Genomic DNA, 19,880 nt, shown 5'->3' on the forward strand with positions numbered 1-19,880 from the left:
AAATAAAACAGTTTGTTAAGTTGTTTTTTATTTCCTGTTGTCGATGATTTTCTTCGCTGTTTATGGTGGTAATTTTTTATTTACAGCAAATGGATTGAAAACTTTACAAGGAGTGGTTAAGGTAGCACCTGTAACGCTCAATGTTTTCACTACGCACACGCATAACGGCAAACGACAGGAATAGGATCATGCAAAAAGACGCGCTCAACAACGTACATATCAGTGCAGAACAGGTTCTGATCACCCCGGAAGAGCTGAAGAACCAGTTCCCACTCAGTGCCAACGATGAAACGGAAATCGCGACGGCCCGCCAAACCATTGCCAATATCCTTAAAGGGCAAGATCACCGTCTGCTGGTGGTCTGTGGGCCATGTTCGATCCACGATCCTGATGCCGCGCTGGATTACGCGCGCCGTCTGCAAACCCTGTCGGCTGAATTGAGCGATCAGCTGTATATCGTTATGCGCGTCTATTTTGAAAAGCCAAGAACCACCGTCGGCTGGAAAGGCCTGATCAACGATCCGTATATGGATGGATCCTTTGATGTAGAAGCGGGTTTGCACATTGCGCGTCGCCTGCTGCTGGATCTGGTCGGTATGGGCCTGCCGTTGGCGACCGAGGCGTTGGATCCGAACAGCCCGCAATACCTGGGCGATCTGTTCAGCTGGTCGGCGATCGGTGCGCGTACTACAGAATCTCAGACGCATCGTGAAATGGCTTCCGGCCTCTCAATGCCGGTGGGCTTCAAAAACGGTACGGACGGTAGCCTGGGCACGGCCATCAACGCGATGCGCGCTGCATCCATGGCGCACCGTTTTGTCGGTATCAATCAGGCTGGCCAGGTTTGTCTGCTGCAAACCCAGGGTAACCCGGATGGCCATGTGATCCTGCGCGGTGGTAAAACGCCTAACTATAGCGCTGAGCACGTTGCTGCCTGCGAAAAACAGATGCAGGATGCGGGACTCCATCCGTCCTTGATGATAGATTGCAGCCATGGCAACTCAAATAAAGACTATCGCCGTCAGCCAGCGGTTGCCGAATCTGTAGTTGAGCAGATCAGAGCGGGTAACCGTTCGATTACCGGCATCATGCTGGAAAGCAATCTGCACGAGGGCAGCCAGTCTTCTGAACAGCCGCGTGTGGATATGCGCTACGGCGTATCGGTGACCGATGCCTGCATCAACTGGGAAAGCACGGAGACGCTGCTGCGCCAAATGCATCAGGATCTCGGCGCTGCGCTGATGGCACGCACTGGAGAGTAGTGAGTTATGGTGGCTGAACTGACCGCATTGCGCGATCAAATTGACGAAGTGGATAAAGCGCTGCTGGCCCTGTTGGCGAAACGCCTGGAGCTGGTGGCGGAAGTAGGGGAAGTCAAAAGCCACTACGGTTTACCGGTTTACGTACCTGAGCGGGAGGCGGCAATGTTGGCCTCTCGCCGCCAGGAAGCGGAAAGCCTCGGCGTTCCACCAGATTTGATCGAAGACGTGCTTCGCCGTGTGATGCGTGAATCCTACACAAGCGAGAACGATAAAGGCTTCAAAACGCTGTGCCCACAGCTGCGCCCTATCGTCATTATTGGCGGTAATGGCCAGATGGGCCGCCTGTTTAACCGGTTGCTTACGCTGTCGGGTTATCAGGTCAAAGTGTTGGATCAAGAGGATTGGCCGCAGGCGGATAGCCTGCTGGCAGATGCCGGTATGGTGATTGTCAGCGTGCCGATCCATATTACCGAGCAGGTGATCGCCCAACTGCCGCCGCTGCCGCAGGACTGTATTCTGGTCGATCTGGCTTCGGTGAAGAACCGACCGTTACAGGCGATGCTGGCCGTACACGGTGGCCCGGTACTGGGGTTGCACCCAATGTTCGGCCCGGATGTTGGCAGCGTGGCCAAACAGGTGGTGGTGTACTGCGATGGTCGTCAGCCAGAAGCCTACCAGTGGTTGCTGGAGCAGTTGCAGGTTTGGGGCGCGCGTTTGCATCGTATCAGCGCCGTCGAACACGATCAGAACATGGCCTTTATCCAGGCGCTGCGCCACTTTGCTACCTTTGCTTACGGCCTGCATCTGGCCGAAGAGAACGTACAGCTGGAGCAGTTGCTGGCGCTCTCTTCGCCGATCTATCGGTTGGAACTGGCAATGGTGGGGCGGCTATTTGCTCAGGATCCGCAGCTGTACGCCGATATCATCATGTCTTCTGAAGACAATATTCATCTGATCAAACGCTACTATCAGCGCTTTGGTGAGGCGATCAAGCTACTGGAACAGGGCGACAAGCAGGCCTTTATTCAAAGCTTCCAGAAGGTGGAGCACTGGTTTGGTGATTATGCCCAGCGCTTCCTGGTTGAGAGCCGTTCTTTGCTGCGCCAGGCGAACGATAGCCGTCAATAGAGGGGAAAGGGTTCGGCTTAGCCGAACCCTTTTTGCTACTTAAGACGGATTGACCGGCACCACGTTTTCGCTTGGATAGCAGCCCAGCACTTTCAGCGAGCGGGTGATCGGTGTCAGCCCTTTCAACGCTTTCTCCATCGCTACAGAACGCAGGTTAGCCTGCACATCAATGTAAAACATCTCTTCCCACGGGTTACCGTTGATCGGGCGTGATTCCAGCTTGGTCATGATGATGCCATTGTCACGTAGCACCAACAGAGCTTCCACCAGAGCACCGGATTGTTGACCGGTGGCCATGATCAGCGTGGTTTTGGCCGGAACCTGCTCGGAAACCTCAATCGCCTTACGCGCCAGAATAATGAAGCGAGTGATGTTCTGCTGCTGGTTAGCCAGGTTATGTTCCAGTACCTGCAGATTGTACAGCGCACCACCGGCCTCGCTGCCTAACGCCGCAGCTTTTGGCGAGTTCAGCTTGGCGACCTTCTCCATAGCGGCGGCGGTGCTTTCGCAATACTCGATCTTCCAGTGTGGATAGCGGTTCAAATACTGGCTGCACTGCTGGAAAGGTTGCGGGTGGCTATAGACGGTTTCGATCTGCTGCAGATCGGTGTCGCTGGCTACCAGCACGCAGTGATCGATCGGCAAGGTTAACTCACCCACGATCGACAGGCTGGTATGTTGCAGCAGGTCGTACACATCGTTGATAGAGCCGGAGCTGGTGTTCTCGATGGGCAAAATGGCGTAATCCGCCTGGCCGGTTTCCACCTGGGTAAAGATGTCCTGGAATTTCTGACAGCCGCATTCGATGAGCTGATCGAAATGGCGGGCGGCGTACTGGCGGGCGGCCAGATGTGAGTAAGAGCCTTTTGGCCCCAGGAAGGCAATGCGCGCGGAATGTTGGCTGGTCTGGTTAAGCTGGTGCTGCAACAGGGCCTGCTGGGTCAGCACGGAGTCTTCGATAATCAGCTGGAACAGGCGAGTGACGTAAAAACCATCGAGGTCATAAGGTTTGGCCGCGCTGATCAAGGCGTCCAACAGATCGCGCTCACGCTCTTTATCGCGGATCGGGCGGTGCGAATGCAGTTTGGTTTTGCCCACCTCCACCGCCAGTTCACGGCGCTCTGCCAGCAGGGCCAGCAATTTCATATCCAGTGCGCTGATGCGTTCGCGCAGCACGAGTAACGGGTTATCAGTCATAATCAGCTTTGCCTTGTATTCTTCTAATCCCGTCGTCTTGCAAGCCGCAGCTTGAAGCCCAGCGGGGCGGGTTGTCATATAGCCATAAAAAAAGCCCCCTGCTTGAGGAGGCTTGGTTGTTCGTCTTCGCATTCTTTCTCACACGACGAAACGCCTCCCAATCAGGGGAAGGTAAAAAAGAATGCGAAGAAAAACGGTTTACGGCTCATGGCGTTCCAAAATGTGTGTAAATCAGGGTTTAAAGTAACCGCTGGCTTTTCATTGTGTCAATAGAAACCGGCAGACAAAAAACGCGCCCTAGGGCGCGTTTGATGTGAAACAATCACTTGCAGAGTTATTCCTCTTCTTCCTGCGTGATTACTGGAGCCAGGTCTTTCACGCTGGCATAAGCGCGGCGTGCCTCGCTTTTGTGTTGTACCTTGTTCAACTGACGCTCAAGTTTGGCAATCAGGTCATTAACGGCGGTATACATGTCTTCATGTTTGGCGCTGGCAACCAGCGGACCGTTAGGCGTGGTAATGGTGGCGTCGACGGCAAACCCTTTAGGTTCTTTAGATAAGACGATGTGTGGGTTGATCAGCTGCGCCTGCCACTTTTCCAGTTTACTGAGACGGTCTTCGACATGATTACGGATTGCGGGGGTGATATCCATTTGTTTGCTGGTAATGTTGAGTGTCATATAACTTACCTCTCTGTCTTTCCGTCTTGGATAGATTCAGCATACCGCTCTTTTTGCCGAAATGCGTGATGGAAAACACAAATTTTTGTCACTTTTTGCAAAGTTAGTTCAATCTGTGATTTAGCATCTGAAACTGCCATCTAACGCTTGAGTCTTGGCAGCAGAACGCGCATTATCGATAGGTTAACCGGTGGTGCAGCCTTGCTAACACCGTGTTTTTGCTTGTGTATTTATCCTTAAAACGGCTGAATTTGCAGCAAATGAAAACGGCAGCCGAAGCTGCCGTTTTGTTTTTGTGCCCATCTCAAAGACTCAAGACGCGTTGGCGGCGATGATTTTCGCTACCTTGTCGGCCTGAGCATTCAATTGCAACTGGCGATAGGCGTTTTCCATCAGCGGCAGCGCATCGCGGGTCGCTTTGGTATCCGGGAATTCACGCATCATCTGCTCAACGCGATTAACTACCGCGACGTAAGCGCCACGTTTAGTGTAGTATTCCGCCACTGAGAGCTCGTACTTGGATAGACGGTCCTTCAGGAATACCAGACGCTTGTAGGCATCGGTCGCGTATTGGCTGTTCGGATACTGCTGGATCAGCTGGCTGAAGTCGCGGAATGCGGCGCGGGCATGCTGTGGATCGCGGTCAGAACGGTCAACCCCGAAGAAGCCTTGCAGTGCACTGTCATCCAACGCCATATCTGTCAGACCGCGCATGTACATGACGTAGTCGATGTTCGGATGCGTTGGGTTCAGACGCATAAAGCGATCGATAGAGGCCTGTGCCAAAGGTAAATCGGCAGATTTATAGTAGGCATAAATCAGATCCAATTGGACCTGCTGAGAGTACGGCCCGAATGGATAGCGGTTATCTAACGCTTCGAGTTGCGTAATCGCGCCCTTAAAGTTACCGTCCTGCAGTTTTTGCTGGGCAGTAGCATAGATTTCCGAAGGCGGGCTGTCGGGAACCGTATCCTTGGATGTGGAGCAACCTGCCAGCGCCAGGCTCAACGTGGCTGCCGCCACCAGATATTTCATACGCGTCATGACGTTTAGATTATCCTCAGGGTGTTATTTTGGGAGACTGTCCGTTAAGCTCCCGACAAAAGACCAGTTACAATAGCACATTATATTAAACGGCATCGCCGTGAAAACCCAACGTTAACGAAGAAGCTGCATATGGCACAACAAGTACAACTCACCGCAACGGTGGCCGAAACTCAACTCGGACAACGTTTAGATCAGGCTTTGGCCGAATTGTTCCCTGATTATTCAAGATCTCGCATAAAAGAATGGATCCTGGAAGACAGGGTACAGGTCAATGGCAAAACGATAAACAAGCCGAAAGAGAAGGTACTGGGGGGAGAGACGGTCGCCATTGATGCACAGATTGAAGAAGATGCCCGTTGGGAACCGCAAGACATCCCGCTGGATATCGTCTATGAAGACGCCGATATTCTGGTGATCAACAAGCCTCGCGGCCTGGTGGTGCACCCAGGTGCGGGTAATCCGGATGGGACGGTGCTTAATGCATTGTTACATTATTTCCCGGAGATTGCCGACGTACCGCGTGCCGGTATCGTTCACCGTTTGGATAAAGATACCACCGGCCTGATGGTGGTTGCCAAAACCGTTCCGGCGCAAACCCGCCTGGTTGAGGCATTGCAGGAGCGTGAGATCACCCGTGAGTACGAAGCGGTAGCGATCGGCACCATGACCGCGGGTGGCACGGTGGAGCAACCTATTGCCCGCCACTCCACCAAACGTACTCACATGGCCGTGCACCCAATGGGCAAACCTGCGGTGACTCATTACCGCATTATGGAACATTTCCGCGCCCATACCCGTTTGCGCTTGCGCCTGGAAACCGGCCGTACGCACCAGATCCGTGTGCATATGGCGTATATCGACCATCCGCTGGTGGGCGATCAACTCTACGGTGGCCGTCCACGTCCGCCAAAAGGGGCGTCAGAGGCCTTTATCAACACGTTGCGCGGCTTTGACCGTCAGGCACTGCACGCAACCATGTTGCGCCTGTATCATCCGATCAGCGGTATCCAGATGGAATGGCATGCGCCAATCCCACAGGATATGGTCGATCTGATCAACGCGCTGAAGCTCGATACCGAAGAATTCAAAGATCAGATGAATTGGTAATGAGTTCGCTGATTGTACCCGATTGGCCGCTGCCTGCAGGGGTAACAGCCTGCAGCTCCACTCGTCATGGCGGTGTCAGCCTTCCTCCCTACGACTCGCTGAATCTGGGTGAGCACGTTGGTGATGATGCACAGGCCGTGGCGCGTAACCGCCAATGTTTGGTCACGGCCGCTGGCTTGCCGCAGATGCCGCTATGGCTGGAGCAGGTACATGGTACTCGTGTACTGACGCTGGATGGCCAAACGCCTGAAGATTTGCGCGCCGATGCGGTTTACAGCAATGTGGCCGGGTTGGTCTGCGCAGTGATGACGGCGGATTGCCTACCGGTACTGTTTGCTTCACAAGCGGGGGATGAAGTTGCCGCCGCGCATGCCGGTTGGCGTGGCTTATGTCATGGCGTGCTGGAAAATACCGTGGCGCGCTTTGCTGCCGCACCAGAAAACATCACTGCCTGGCTCGGCCCGGCAATCGGCCCAAGCCGGTTCGAAGTTGGGGCTGAAGTGCGTGCGGCATTTATGGATATTGATAGCGCCGCCGCCGCCGCTTTTATTCCCCACGGTGAAAAATTCCTCGCAGACCTCTATCTTTTGGCTCGTCAGCGCCTGCAAGGTGCTGGTATTTTCGCCATTTATGGCGGTAATCGTTGCACAATGAACGAAATGAGTCATTTTTTCTCCTATCGGCGCGACGGAACAACCGGACGTATGGCAAGTTTGATCTGGGTGAGATAACCTACTGCCCTAGGACGATCCACTGATGCATGACGTTGTACTCATAATATAGTGTCGAGATAACCTTGAAAATTTGAGGGATGACCTCATTTAATCTCCAGTAGCAATTTTGACCTACATTGGAGGTGTTATGCGTCTGGATCGTCTTACTAACAAATTCCAGCTTGCCCTCGCCGATGCCCAGTCTTTGGCCCTTGGGCGCGACAATCAATTTATTGAACCGTTACATCTGATGAGCGCCCTGCTCAATCAGGATGGGGGGACGGTTCGTCCATTACTGACTTCTGCCGGGATTGATGCTGCGCGAGTGCGTACCGACATCGATCAGGCATTGTCTCGTCTGCCGCAGGTTGAAGGTACCGGTGGGGATGTTCAACCCTCACACGAACTGGTACGTGTCCTCAACCTTTGCGACAAGCTGGCGCAAAAGCGGGCAGACAAGTTTATTTCATCCGAGCTGTTTGTGCTGGCGGTGCTTGAAGATCGCGGTAACTTGACCGATCTGCTGAAAGCAGCCGGTGCTACAGCGGACAAAATAGCCAAAGCCATTGAACAAATGCGGGGGGGAGACAGCGTGGATGACCAAGGTGCTGAAGATCAGCGTCAGGCTCTGAAAAAATACACTATCGATCTCACTGAGCGTGCGGAACAGGGCAAGCTTGACCCGGTGATTGGCCGTGATGAAGAGATCCGCCGCACCATTCAGGTGCTGCAACGCCGTACCAAAAACAACCCGGTACTGATTGGTGAGCCTGGTGTCGGTAAAACCGCCATCGTTGAAGGCTTGGCTCAGCGCATTATCAACGGCGAAGTTCCCGAAGGGCTGAAGCATAAACGTGTGCTTTCCCTGGATATGGGCGCGTTGATTGCCGGGGCGAAATACCGGGGCGAATTTGAAGAACGCCTGAAGGCGGTGCTGAGCGATCTTTCCAAACAGGAAGGCAGCGTCATCCTGTTCATCGATGAGCTGCATACCATGGTGGGTGCCGGTAAAGCCGATGGCGCGATGGATGCTGGCAACATGCTCAAACCCGCGCTTGCCCGTGGGGAACTGCACTGCGTAGGGGCGACCACGCTAAACGAGTATCGCCAATATATAGAGAAGGATGCTGCGCTGGAGCGCCGCTTCCAGAAAGTCTATGTCGCGGAACCGAGCGTGGAAGACACCATCGCCATCCTGCGTGGCCTGAAAGAACGCTATGAGCTGCATCACCACGTGCAGATAACGGACCCGGCGATCGTAGCAGCGGCGACATTGTCGCACCGCTATGTTTCCGACCGTCAGTTGCCGGATAAGGCCATCGACCTGATCGATGAGGCCGCCTCCAGCATTCGCATGCAGATGGACTCCAAACCGGAATCGCTCGATCGCCTGGAGCGCCGCATCATCCAGTTGAAACTGGAAGAGCAGGCACTGAACAAGGAATCGGATGACGCCAGTAAGAAACGCTTGGAAATGCTGAGTAGCGAGCTGGAGCAGAAAGAGCGCGAATACTCAGAACTGGAAGAAGAGTGGAAAGCGGAGAAGGCTTCGCTGTCTGGTACCCAAAATATCAAGGCGGAACTGGAGCAGGCCAAGATCACGCTGGAGCAGGCGCGCCGCGTAGGTGACCTTGGTCGCATGTCTGAACTGCAGTATGGCAAAATCCCTGAGCTGGAAAAACAGCTTGAGGCGGCCACGCAGGCAGAAGGCAAAACCATGAAGCTGCTGCGTAACCGCGTTACCGACGCCGAAATCGCCGAAGTGTTGGCGAAAGCGACCGGTATCCCGGTGGCCAGAATGCTGGAAGGTGAGCGCGACAAACTGCTGCGTCTGGAGCAGGAACTGCACTCACGGGTGATTGGCCAGGATGAAGCGGTGAACGCGGTGTCCAATGCCATTCGCCGTAGCCGTGCCGGTCTTTCCGATCCAAACCGGCCGATCGGTTCATTCCTGTTCCTGGGGCCTACCGGGGTGGGTAAAACCGAACTGTGTAAGGCGCTGGCTGGGTTCCTGTTCGACAGTGATGACGCGATGGTGCGTATCGACATGTCCGAGTTTATGGAGAAACACTCCGTATCGCGGCTGGTGGGTGCGCCTCCAGGCTATGTCGGTTATGAAGAGGGCGGTTATCTGACAGAAGCGGTGCGCCGTCGTCCATATTCAGTGATCCTGTTGGACGAAGTGGAAAAAGCGCACCCAGACGTGTTCAACATCCTGTTACAGGTGTTGGATGACGGACGTCTGACAGACGGACAAGGTCGTACCGTTGATTTCCGTAATACCGTGGTGATCATGACCTCTAACCTGGGTTCCGATCTGATCCAGGAGCATTTCGGTCAGATGAGCTATCCACAGATGAAGGAATCGGTCATGGAGATGGTGAGCCAACATTTCCGTCCGGAATTCATCAACCGTATCGACGAAGTGGTGGTGTTCCATCCGCTCGGTCAGAAACATATCGCGCAGATTGCCAAGATCCAGTTGGCTCGTCTGTACCAGCGTCTGGAAGAGCGTGGCTACGAAGTCAGTATCACGGAGCCAGCCTTGGAGCTGTTGGGCAAAACGGGTTACGACCCAGTGTATGGTGCGCGGCCGTTGAAACGTGCTATCCAGCAGGAAATCGAAAACCCGCTGGCACAGCAAATCTTGTCTGGCAAGTTGATCCCAGGCAAACCGGTGACGCTGGACGTGGAAAACGACCATATCGTTGCCAAGCAATAAAAGTAGTTGCTGGTAGCTATATAGAAGGGGGCGGTTTTTACCGCCCCCTTTTGTTTGGGTTTAGCCTGGTTGACGGGTTTTCGGTGTTCAACAACATGAAATCAGCGTCTTTTAGACTAATAATTATCCTAAAACGTCCGTTTTGGCTGATATTTGAGCGCTTGAAAAGTTTTTTGCATTTAGGGGTTGCGCCCTTCTGAGAACTCCCTATAATGCGCCTCCACTGACCGGGAACAACGACTCCTCTAACGAGAACCAGTCGCCCAGGCAGGAAGTGTCAAGCCGGTGAAAACACCGAAATAAAGGTTGACTCTTCAGAGGAATCGCGTAGTATACGCCACCTCGAGTTAGCAAGCGAAAGCGCGTAACTCACTGCTCTTTAACAATTTATCAGACAATCTGTGTGGGCACTCACAAGACGATATCCAGCTACTTCGGTAGCAAAAAAATATCAAGTCTTGAAGAGTGACCAAGCAGTCATTCATGCGAATGAATGATTACGAAAGTTAATTTTCGAGCATCGCTGCACGAGTTGCAGCAAATCAAGCTTTTAATTGAAGAGTTTGATCATGGCTCAGATTGAACGCTGGCGGCAGGCCTAACACATGCAAGTCGAGCGGTAGCACAAGGAGCTTGCTCCTGGGTGACGAGCGGCGGACGGGTGAGTAATGTCTGGGAAACTGCCCGATGGAGGGGGATAACTACTGGAAACGGTAGCTAATACCGCATAACGTCTTCGGACCAAAGTGGGGGACCTTCGGGCCTCACACCATCGGATGTGCCCAGATGGGATTAGCTAGTAGGTGAGGTAATGGCTCACCTAGGCGACGATCCCTAGCTGGTCTGAGAGGATGACCAGCCACACTGGAACTGAGACACGGTCCAGACTCCTACGGGAGGCAGCAGTGGGGAATATTGCACAATGGGCGCAAGCCTGATGCAGCCATGCCGCGTGTGTGAAGAAGGCCTTCGGGTTGTAAAGCACTTTCAGCGAGGAGGAAGGGTTCGGTGTTAATAGCACTGTTCATTGACGTTACTCGCAGAAGAAGCACCGGCTAACTCCGTGCCAGCAGCCGCGGTAATACGGAGGGTGCAAGCGTTAATCGGAATTACTGGGCGTAAAGCGCACGCAGGCGGTTTGTTAAGTCAGATGTGAAATCCCCGAGCTTAACTTGGGAACTGCATTTGAAACTGGCAAGCTAGAGTCTTGTAGAGGGGGGTAGAATTCCAGGTGTAGCGGTGAAATGCGTAGAGATCTGGAGGAATACCGGTGGCGAAGGCGGCCCCCTGGACAAAGACTGACGCTCAGGTGCGAAAGCGTGGGGAGCAAACAGGATTAGATACCCTGGTAGTCCACGCTGTAAACGATGTCGACTTGGAGGTTGTGCCCTTGAGGCGTGGCTTCCGGAGCTAACGCGTTAAGTCGACCGCCTGGGGAGTACGGCCGCAAGGTTAAAACTCAAATGAATTGACGGGGGCCCGCACAAGCGGTGGAGCATGTGGTTTAATTCGATGCAACGCGAAGAACCTTACCTACTCTTGACATCCACAGAACTTTCCAGAGATGGATTGGTGCCTTCGGGAACTGTGAGACAGGTGCTGCATGGCTGTCGTCAGCTCGTGTTGTGAAATGTTGGGTTAAGTCCCGCAACGAGCGCAACCCTTATCCTTTGTTGCCAGCGCGTAATGGCGGGAACTCAAAGGAGACTGCCGGTGATAAACCGGAGGAAGGTGGGGATGACGTCAAGTCATCATGGCCCTTACGAGTAGGGCTACACACGTGCTACAATGGCATATACAAAGAGAAGCGAACTCGCGAGAGCAAGCGGACCTCATAAAGTATGTCGTAGTCCGGATCGGAGTCTGCAACTCGACTCCGTGAAGTCGGAATCGCTAGTAATCGTAGATCAGAATGCTACGGTGAATACGTTCCCGGGCCTTGTACACACCGCCCGTCACACCATGGGAGTGGGTTGCAAAAGAAGTAGGTAGCTTAACCTTCGGGAGGGCGCTTACCACTTTGTGATTCATGACTGGGGTGAAGTCGTAACAAGGTAACCGTAGGGGAACCTGCGGTTGGATCACCTCCTTACCTAAAGATATGCAGTTGCGTGCAGTGTCCACACAGATTGTCTGATGAAAAGTAATGAGCAAACAAAACCTTGTGGTATAGGTAAGTGCCGGGAAGTTTGTGACTGTCTAGTGCAGTGACAAATAACAATGGCGCTCGATTTTTCACGAAAAATCTCACCTTTACCCGAAATTATCGAATCAGTGATTCGATAAGCAAATTTCGGGTCCCCATCGTCTAGAGGCCTAGGACACTGCCCTTTCACGGCTGTAACAGGGGTTCGAATCCCCTTGGGGACGCCATCCGATAATGAGTGAAAGACATTATCACCGGTCATGCGTGACTGATTATCTTAAAGATGACTCTTGCGAGTCGTGTTTAAGATATTGCTCTTTAACAATCTGGAACAAGCTGAAAATTGAAACATGACAGCTGAAACTTATCCCTCCGTAGAAGTACTGGGGTAAGGATTAACCTGTCATAGAGTCTCTCAAATAAACAGCACGACAGTGTCTTCTGTTTGCAGAAACACCTTCGGGTTGTGAGGTTAAGTGACTAAGCGTACACGGTGGATGCCTAGGCAGTCAGAGGCGATGAAGGGCGTGCTAATCTGCGAAAAGTGTCGGTAAGGTGATATGAACCGTTATAACCGGCAATACCCGAATGGGGAAACCCAGTGTGTTTCGACACACTATCGTATGGTGAATACATAGCCATACGAGGCGAACCGGGGGAACTGAAACATCTAAGTACCCCGAGGAAAAGAAATCAACCGAGATTCCCCTAGTAGCGGCGAGCGAACGGGGAACAGCCCAGAACCTGAATCAGTTCTTGTGTTAGTGGAAGCGTCTGGAAAGTCGCGCAGCAAAGGGTGATAGCCCCGTACACTAAAATGCATTAACTGTGAGTTCGATGAGTAGGGCGGGACACGTGACATCCTGTCTGAATATGGGGGGACCATCCTCCAAGGCTAAATACTCCTGACTGACCGATAGTGAACCAGTACCGTGAGGGAAAGGCGAAAAGAACCCCGGCGAGGGGAGTGAAATAGAACCTGAAACCGTGTACGTACAAGCAGTGGGAGCACCTTCGTGGTGTGACTGCGTACCTTTTGTATAATGGGTCAGCGACTTATATTTTGTAGCAAGGTTAACCGTATAGGGGAGCCGTAGGGAAACCGAGTCTTAACTGGGCGAATAGTTGCAAGGTATAGACCCGAAACCCGGTGATCTAGCCATGGGCAGGTTGAAGGTTGGGTAACACTAACTGGAGGACCGAACCGACTAATGTTGAAAAATTAGCGGATGACTTGTGGCTGGGGGTGAAAGGCCAATCAAACCGGGAGATAGCTGGTTCTCCCCGAAAGCTATTTAGGTAGCGCCTCGTGAACTCATCTTCGGGGGTAGAGCACTGTTTCGGCTAGGGGGCCATCCCGGCTTACCAAACCGATGCAAACTCCGAATACCGAAGAATGTTATCACGGGAGACACACGGCGGGTGCTAACGTCCGTCGTGAAGAGGGAAACAACCCAGACCGCCAGCTAAGGTCCCAAAGTCATGGTTAAGTGGGAAACGATGTGGGAAGGCATAGACAGCCAGGATGTTGGCTTAGAAGCAGCCATCATTTAAAGAAAGCGTAATAGCTCACTGGTCGAGTCGGCCTGCGCGGAAGATGTAACGGGGCTAAACCATGCACCGAAGCTGCGGCAGCGACGCTCAGGCGTTGTTGGGTAGGGGAGCGTTCTGTAAGCCGTTGAAGGTGAACTGTGAGGTTTGCTGGAGGTATCAGAAGTGCGAATGCTGACATAAGTAACGATAAAGCGGGTGAAAAACCCGCTCGCCGGAAGACCAAGGGTTCCTGTCCAACGTTAATCGGGGCAGGGTGAGTCGACCCCTAAGGCGAGGCCGAAAGGCGTAGTCGATGGGAAACAGGTTAATATTCCTGTACTCGGTGTTACTGCGAAGGGGGGACGGAGAAGGCTAGGCTAGCCGGGCGACGGTTGTCCCGGTTTAAGCGTGTAGGGGGGTGTTCCTGGTAAATCCGGAACGCTACCAACCCTGAGGCGTGATGACGATGCACTACGGTGCAGAAGTAGTTGATGCCCTGCTTCCAGGAAAAGCCTCTAAGCATCAGGTAACATCAAATCGTACCCCAAACCGACACAGGTGGTCAGGTAGAGAATACCAAGGCGCTTGAGAGAACTCGGGTGAAGGAACTAGGCAAAATGGTGCCGTAACTTCGGGAGAAGGCACGCTGGCGCGTAGGTGAAGAGACTTGCTCTCGGAGCTGAAGCCAGTCGCAGATACCAGCTGGCTGCAACTGTTTAATAAAAACACAGCACTGTGCAAACACGAAAGTGGACGTATACGGTGTGACGCCTGCCCGGTGCTGGAAGGTTAATTGATGGGGTCAGCCGCAAGGCGAAGCTCTTGATCGAAGCCCCAGTAAACGGCGGCCGTAACTATAACGGTCCTAAGGTAGCGAAATTCCTTGTCGGGTAAGTTCCGACCTGCACGAATGGCGTAATGATGGCCAGGCTGTCTCCACCCGAGACTCAGTGAAATTGAACTCGCTGTGAAGATGCAGTGTACCCGCGGCAAGACGGAAAGACCCCGTGAACCTTTACTATAGCTTGACACTGAACATTGAGCCTTGATGTGTAGGATAGGTGGGAGGCTTTGAAGTGTGGACGCCAGTCTGCATGGAGCCAACCTTGAAATACCACCCTTTAATGTTTGATGTTCTAACTCGGCCCCGTGATCCGGGGTGAGGACAGTGTCTGGTGGGTAGTTTGACTGGGGCGGTCTCCTCCCAAAGAGTAACGGAGGAGCACGAAGGTTAGCTAATCACGGTCGGACATCGTGAGGTTAGTGCAAAGGCATAAGCTAGCTTGACTGCGAGAGTGACGGCTCGAGCAGGTACGAAAGTAGGTCTTAGTGATCCGGTGGTTCTGAATGGAAGGGCCATCGCTCAACGGATAAAAGGTACTCCGGGGATAACAGGCTGATACCGCCCAAGAGTTCATATCGACGGCGGTGTTTGGCACCTCGATGTCGGCTCATCACATCCTGGGGCTGAAGTAGGTCCCAAGGGTATGGCTGTTCGCCATTTAAAGTGGTACGCGAGCTGGGTTTAGAACGTCGTGAGACAGTTCGGTCCCTATCTGCCGTGGGCGTTGGAAGATTGAGAGGGGTTGCTCCTAGTACGAGAGGACCGGAGTGAACGCACCACTGGTGTTCGGGTTGTCATGCCAATGGCACTGCCCGGTAGCTAAGTGCGGAAAAGATAAGCGCTGAAAGCATCTAAGCGCGAAACTTGCCTCGAGATGAGTCTTCCCTGGGCCTTTAAGGCCCCTGAAGGAACGTTTAAGACTAAGACGTTGATAGGCTGGGTGTGTAAGTGCAGCGATGCATTGAGCTAACCAGTACTAATGATCCGTGAGGCTTAACCTTACAACACCGAAGGTGTTTTAGAGTAGACGACAATTTTCAGCGACGTTCCGAGATTGGTTCTGGTGGTTACGAAAGTAACGGCCAAGAATGAAACAGAATTTGCCTGGCGGCAATAGCGCGGTGGTCCCACCTGACCCCATGCCGAACTCAGAAGTGAAACGCCGTAGCGCCGATGGTAGTGTGGGGTCTCCCCATGCGAGAGTAGGACACTGCCAGGCATCAAATAAACGTTATCAGTATGACACCTGGTAATGCGCGAAATCACCCAGGTGGTTTTGCCAGCATCGAAAGATGCGACGTAAAAGAATCGGTGGAGCGGTAGTTCAGTTGGTTAGAATACCTGCCTGTCACGCAGGGGGTCGCGGGTTCGAGCCCCGTCCGTTCCGCCACTTAATTGATAAGCCCTGAGTCTCTGACTCAGGGCTTTTTCATTTGCTTAAATTGAACACCCCAATGGTTTATTCCTGCCTCAATTAGCGTCAATTTCTGATTATTGTTGCCAATTAATCAAAAGTCTTATGCACAATAGGGCGTTTTTGATCAACAAAACTGCTGCCATAATCCTCTCAAGCTGTTTTGATAAACAAACCGAGAGAACATAATTATGAGCATCCCTGCATTTGGCTTAGGTACCTTCCGTCTACAAGATCAAGTGGTGATCGATTCCGTGAGCACCGCTCTGGAACTGGGCTACCGTGCCATCGACACCGCACAAATCTATGAGAACGAAGCGGCCGTTGGCCAAGCTATCGTAGCCAGCGGCGTGAAACGTGAAGAGCTATTTATCACCACCAAAATCTGGATCGCCAACCTGGGCAAAGACCAACTGATCCCAAGTCTGCAAGAAAGCCTGAAAAAGCTGCAAACCTCCTATGTGGATCTGACCCTGATCCATTGGCCGTCACCGAACGATGAAATCTCGGTTGCCGAGTCGATGGCGGAGTTGGTGAAGGCTAAGGAACTCGGACTGACGCGCCAGATTGGTATTTCCAACTTCACCGTTGAACTGATGCAGCGTGCTATTGATGCGGTGGGTGCTGATGCGATCGCCACCAACCAAATCGAACTCTCACCGTATCTGCAAAACCGTCAGGTGGTTGAATTTGCGCAACAGCATGGCATTGGCATCACCTCTTATATGACGTTGGCTTATGGCAAGGCGCTGCAGGATGAAGTCATCAACAATATCGCCAAGCGCCGTGATGTGACGGCGGCTCAGGTGATCCTGGCTTGGGCTATGCAACTGGGTTATGCGGTGATCCCGTCCTCGACCAAGCGTGAAAACCTGGCGAGCAATCTGTTGGCCCAGCAACTGACGCTGTCTGATGATGAAATGGCTGAGATTGCTGCATTAGAATGCAATGGCCGTCTGGTTAGCCCGGAAGGTCTGGCACCAAACTGGGATTGATAGGTTGGCCGTCTGTGGCTTTGAGGCCACAGACGGCTTAGCTTGTTTTAACGAGCGATCTTTTGGTGTAGGGCGATAATCTCACGGCCCATTTCCATCAGCATAATCGCGTTCATCAGATGGTCCTGTGCATGGACCATCACCAGATGAACCGGGATTTTACCGCTGCCTTCGTCCATTTCGATCAGTTTGGTCTGCACGTGATGAGCGCCAGAGAGTGCCTCCTGCGCTTGTTGCATATACTGTTCAGCCTGCACGAAATCTTCATCTTCGCGCGCACAGCGCATGGCTTGAAACACCAGACTGCGGGCGTAACCCGCATTGGCAATCAGTTCCATCACCTCGTTTTCCAAATCCATTTCAGGCCTCCTCAATCAGTGCCAGGGCTTGATCCAATACCTTGTCACCCTTCATGGTGCCGTAGGCCATCATATCGATGCAGGCGACTTTTTTATGGTGCTCTTGGGCAATCTTCTCGCACTCGGCCAGCTTATAGCGGATCTGCGGCCCCAGCAGCGCGACGTCAAATTCGGTTACCGCCGTTTTGTATTCACGGATCGACTTGGCACAGATCTCGGCGTCAATACCGCGCGCAATGGCTGCTTCCTGCATCTTTTTCACCAGCAGACTGGTGGACATACCCAAGTCACACACTAACAGGATCTTTTTCATGTTATTTCTCCAGGCGTTCCAGCAAATGCTGGATTAAAAGTGGGATCGGTCGGCCAGAGGCCACGCTACGGCCATTTTCGCGCCACAGCGCGGTACCGCTGATATCAAGGTGCGCCCAGGGAATATCCGCCGGGCTGAAACGGCTTAGGAAGTAGGCGGCAGAGGTACTGATAGCCGCATTGTTGGTCGGCGTGTTGCACAGATCGGCAATATGGCTCTCGACCTGTTTGCTGAAACGATCATCCAAAGGCAGCGACCACAGAGGATCTCCACTACGCAAGCCTGCCTGAGTGAGATCGTGACGCAGGTTTTCATCCTCGGTCATCAGGCCGCTAAGATCGTAACCCAAGGCTTTGACCACCGCGCCGGTGAGCGTAGCCAGATCGATCACGTATTCTGGCGGCTGCTGATTATGGGTCAACCTGCTGGCGTAGGCGATGCCATCGGCCAGTACCAGCCGCCCCTCGGCATCGGTGTTATTGATTTCCACGGTTAAGCCGCTGTAGCTGGTTGCGACATCGCCTGGGCGCATCGCTGCCGGGCCAATCATATTTTCGGCCAGCGCCAGTACGCCTACCAGACGGACCGGCAGCTTGAGTTCTGCCACGGCCAGCATCAGGCCAAAGACGTTAGCTGCGCCACACATGTCATATTTCATGGTGTACATGCCATCGCCACCTTTTAGCCACAGGCCGCCGGTATCGAAGGTGATACCTTTGCCCACGTAGGCGCTGAAGGGGCCAGTGTCGCTCCCCTGGTAACGTATCACCACCAGACGCGGAGGATTATCGGCACCTTTACCAACCGCCTGTAGCAAGCCAAGACCCTGTTCAGCGATCTGCTGTTCATCCAACACTTCGCAACTCAGGCTGGGATAGGGGGCAATCTGGCAGGCGATCTCGCTGGCGAAAAATGCTGGGGTACAACGATCGCTTGGCATGTCGGCAATGCGTCGTGCTGCCTTCATCCCTATGGCGGTGGCAGCCGCTTGAGACAATCGCTGCTCGAGAGTGGCTCGTTGCTCCGGCTGGCAATAGAATACCAACTCCTGGATACGCGGTGTGGGTGCTGCTTCTGCCTTTTTCAGACCGAGATCGCTCAGTTGGTAATCCAGGTTGAACAGGAAATGCAGCAGAGGGGGCAGTGCCAGCAGGCTACGGTGGTCAAACACCGTACAGTCGACGATCAACTGCGTAATAGAGCCGCTGCGTAGTCGAGGACGCAGTGCGGTGACCAGCTTGCTGGTTTGCCCATCGAGCCAGAACGTTTTTGGCAACAGTGTGACGCGACCTGCCGGAGCACAGCCATAGGCGCAGTCGGCGGTTTGCTGTTGGGCGGTGGCCTGTAGTTCCTGTAACAGGGCAGCATTGCAGGGTAATTGCAGTGGGCTGCCGGGATAGCTAATCACATGGCTGTTAACTTCCCATGAGGGGATTTCACTCAGTAATCGATAATTAATCAAAATGGATCTCCTCAATCGGCGCACGAATGCGCTCGGCATAGTCGGTTAGCCATTGCTTGCTGGCTGGAGTGTAGTGGGTATGCTCGGCACGGCGTTCTGCCAGGTACACCGTCGGTGGCTGGATGGCGCTGGCGACCACAAACGAGAAGGTTTTGATATTGGTAGAGATGCCGAATTCTCCCTGCCGATTCATGCAGACTACGGAGAGATCGCCCACCCGGCCAAAGCGGGCAATCAGGCGGTCTTCCAGCTCGAAGACGACCGAATCGGCCGCCTGTTGTGGTGTCATACCTTGCTGCATACGGCGCACGATCTCATAGCTGGTGCAGCCTTTCATCAGGTCTTCACCCACGCCCGTGGCGGTTGCCGCACCGATCTGGCTGTCACAGTAGAAACCGGAGCCAATCACCGGTGAATCACCCAGGCGGCCACGGCGTTTCATAAACAAGCCGCTGGTAGATGTGGCCACGCTCATTGAGCCATGCAAATCGAGGCCGATAATGCCGACGGTATCGTGACCATCGTAGGGGCTAAGGCCCTTATCGATGGTTTCGCGGCAACGTTTACGATAGTGCTGGGTTGCTCGCTCGGTGAGCATGGTCTTGTCGGCAAAACCTTGGCTAAGGGCCCACTCACGTGCGCCAGCGCCCACCAGGACGCTGTTGAAGCGTTCGCGGCTCAGCGCTTGGGCAACCTTCACCGGGTTGGCGATATCCACCAGGTTACCAACGGCACCAAAGGCCAGCGTATCGCCATCCATAAAGGCTGCATCCAGTTCTACCTCACCATTTTCGGTAGGCAGACCGCCGAAACCGACAGATTTATAAAACGGAAAGTCCTCCACTTCCGCCACCGCGCTAACCACGCTTTGTGCGGCGCTTGCTCCGGCTTTCAGTGTTTCACTGGCCTGGGTGACGCCTTCCAGTGCCATACGCCAGGTTGCAATCATTCCCCACATA

At 53.4% G+C, this 19,880-nt stretch carries 14 protein-coding genes, 2 tRNA genes, 3 rRNA genes and 1 other annotated feature; of the genes, 11 read left to right on the forward strand and 8 right to left on the reverse strand.

Annotated elements, in window-relative coordinates; all coding sequences use genetic code 11:
• Window positions 1-188: 188 nt before the first annotated feature.
• Window positions 189-1,262 (forward strand): 3-deoxy-7-phosphoheptulonate synthase, encoded by a 1,074-nt coding sequence (locus KGP21_RS06155; protein ID WP_223537513.1) that lies wholly within the window; start codon window positions 189-191, stop codon window positions 1,260-1,262.
• Between the two features lie 6 nt (window positions 1,263-1,268).
• Entirely contained in the window at window positions 1,269-2,390 is a 1,122-nt protein-coding gene (tyrA, locus tag KGP21_RS06160) for a bifunctional chorismate mutase/prephenate dehydrogenase (protein WP_021182195.1), read from the forward strand.
• Between the two features lie 39 nt (window positions 2,391-2,429).
• Here the strand turns inward: tyrA and pheA are convergent, their stop codons facing one another.
• The 4 genes from pheA to bamD all read right to left on the reverse strand — a co-directional run bounded on the left by pheA (window position 2,430) and on the right by bamD (window position 5,310).
• Window positions 2,430-3,587, reverse strand: coding sequence for a bifunctional chorismate mutase/prephenate dehydratase (gene pheA, locus KGP21_RS06165; protein ID WP_021182196.1), 1,158 nt, complete (start codon window positions 3,585-3,587; stop codon window positions 2,430-2,432).
• An 84-nt stretch (window positions 3,588-3,671) separates the two neighbouring features.
• Window positions 3,672-3,797, reverse strand: a sequence feature (Phe leader region).
• Window positions 3,749-3,796 (reverse strand): pheA operon leader peptide PheL, encoded by a 48-nt coding sequence (gene pheL / locus KGP21_RS06170; protein WP_192958309.1) that lies wholly within the window; start codon window positions 3,794-3,796, stop codon window positions 3,749-3,751. (Overlaps the previous feature by 48 nt.)
• A 124-nt stretch (window positions 3,798-3,921) precedes the next feature.
• A complete protein-coding gene (gene raiA, locus KGP21_RS06175) occupies window positions 3,922-4,266 on the reverse strand; it encodes a ribosome-associated translation inhibitor RaiA (protein ID WP_021182197.1) in 345 nt (114 codons plus the stop codon).
• 312 nt (window positions 4,267-4,578) lie between these two features.
• Window positions 4,579-5,310, reverse strand: a complete 732-nt coding sequence (bamD, locus tag KGP21_RS06180; protein ID WP_021808131.1) for an outer membrane protein assembly factor BamD — start codon at window positions 5,308-5,310, stop codon at window positions 4,579-4,581.
• Between the two features lie 132 nt (window positions 5,311-5,442).
• Between bamD and rluD the strand changes: the two genes are divergently transcribed.
• From rluD to dkgB, 9 genes are all read left to right on the forward strand, one after another.
• A complete protein-coding gene (gene rluD / locus KGP21_RS06185; RefSeq protein ID WP_021182199.1) occupies window positions 5,443-6,420 on the forward strand; it encodes a 23S rRNA pseudouridine(1911/1915/1917) synthase RluD in 978 nt (325 codons plus the stop codon).
• Window positions 6,420-7,151 carry a purine nucleoside phosphorylase YfiH gene (gene yfiH, locus KGP21_RS06190; RefSeq protein WP_223537515.1) on the forward strand — a complete coding sequence of 244 codons (732 nt, stop codon included), beginning with the start codon at window positions 6,420-6,422 and terminating at the stop codon, window positions 7,149-7,151. The genes rluD and yfiH overlap by 1 nt, the downstream gene beginning before the upstream one ends.
• A 130-nt stretch (window positions 7,152-7,281) precedes the next feature.
• Window positions 7,282-9,855: an ATP-dependent chaperone ClpB gene (clpB, locus tag KGP21_RS06195; RefSeq protein ID WP_021808129.1), complete on the forward strand. Its 2,574-nt coding sequence runs from the start codon at window positions 7,282-7,284 to the stop codon at window positions 9,853-9,855.
• Between the two features lie 551 nt (window positions 9,856-10,406).
• Window positions 10,407-11,947, forward strand: a 16S ribosomal RNA gene (locus tag KGP21_RS06200).
• A gap of 205 nt (window positions 11,948-12,152) precedes the next feature.
• Window positions 12,153-12,228: transfer RNA gene (locus KGP21_RS06205), tRNA-Glu, on the forward strand.
• A gap of 243 nt (window positions 12,229-12,471) precedes the next feature.
• Window positions 12,472-15,379: ribosomal RNA gene (locus KGP21_RS06210) — 23S ribosomal RNA — on the forward strand.
• Between the two features lie 102 nt (window positions 15,380-15,481).
• Window positions 15,482-15,597: ribosomal RNA gene (gene rrf / locus KGP21_RS06215) — 5S ribosomal RNA — on the forward strand.
• Together the 16S, 23S and 5S rRNA genes with 2 tRNA genes alongside form the textbook arrangement of a ribosomal RNA operon.
• Window positions 15,598-15,691: 94 nt before the next feature.
• A tRNA-Asp gene (locus KGP21_RS06220) sits at window positions 15,692-15,768 on the forward strand.
• A 215-nt stretch (window positions 15,769-15,983) separates the two neighbouring features.
• Window positions 15,984-16,787: a 2,5-didehydrogluconate reductase DkgB gene (dkgB, locus tag KGP21_RS06225; RefSeq protein WP_059199892.1), complete on the forward strand. Its 804-nt coding sequence runs from the start codon at window positions 15,984-15,986 to the stop codon at window positions 16,785-16,787.
• Between the two features lie 47 nt (window positions 16,788-16,834).
• Here dkgB and KGP21_RS06230 read toward each other — a convergent pair whose 3' ends face one another.
• Genes KGP21_RS06230 through KGP21_RS06245 form a run of 4 tightly spaced genes read right to left on the reverse strand, consistent with a single transcriptional unit; the run spans window position 16,835 to window position 19,879 of the window.
• Window positions 16,835-17,146, reverse strand: coding sequence for a PTS lactose/cellobiose transporter subunit IIA (locus KGP21_RS06230; RefSeq protein ID WP_021805647.1), 312 nt, complete (start codon window positions 17,144-17,146; stop codon window positions 16,835-16,837).
• Between the two features lies 1 nt (window position 17,147).
• A complete protein-coding gene (locus KGP21_RS06235) occupies window positions 17,148-17,459 on the reverse strand; it encodes a PTS sugar transporter subunit IIB (RefSeq protein ID WP_021805646.1) in 312 nt (103 codons plus the stop codon).
• A gap of 1 nt (window position 17,460) precedes the next feature.
• On the reverse strand, window positions 17,461-18,921 hold the full coding sequence (locus KGP21_RS06240) for a M17 family metallopeptidase (protein WP_223537517.1): 1,461 nt from the start codon (window positions 18,919-18,921) through the stop codon (window positions 17,461-17,463).
• Window positions 18,914-19,879 carry a N(4)-(beta-N-acetylglucosaminyl)-L-asparaginase gene (locus KGP21_RS06245; RefSeq protein WP_021805644.1) on the reverse strand — a complete coding sequence of 322 codons (966 nt, stop codon included), beginning with the start codon at window positions 19,877-19,879 and terminating at the stop codon, window positions 18,914-18,916. The genes KGP21_RS06240 and KGP21_RS06245 overlap by 8 nt, the downstream gene beginning before the upstream one ends.
• Window position 19,880: the final 1 nt, after the last annotated feature.

The sequence above is a fragment of the Serratia sp. JSRIV004 genome (assembly GCF_019968705.1).
Classification (GTDB): Bacteria; Pseudomonadota; Gammaproteobacteria; order Enterobacterales; family Enterobacteriaceae; genus Chania; species Chania fonticola_B.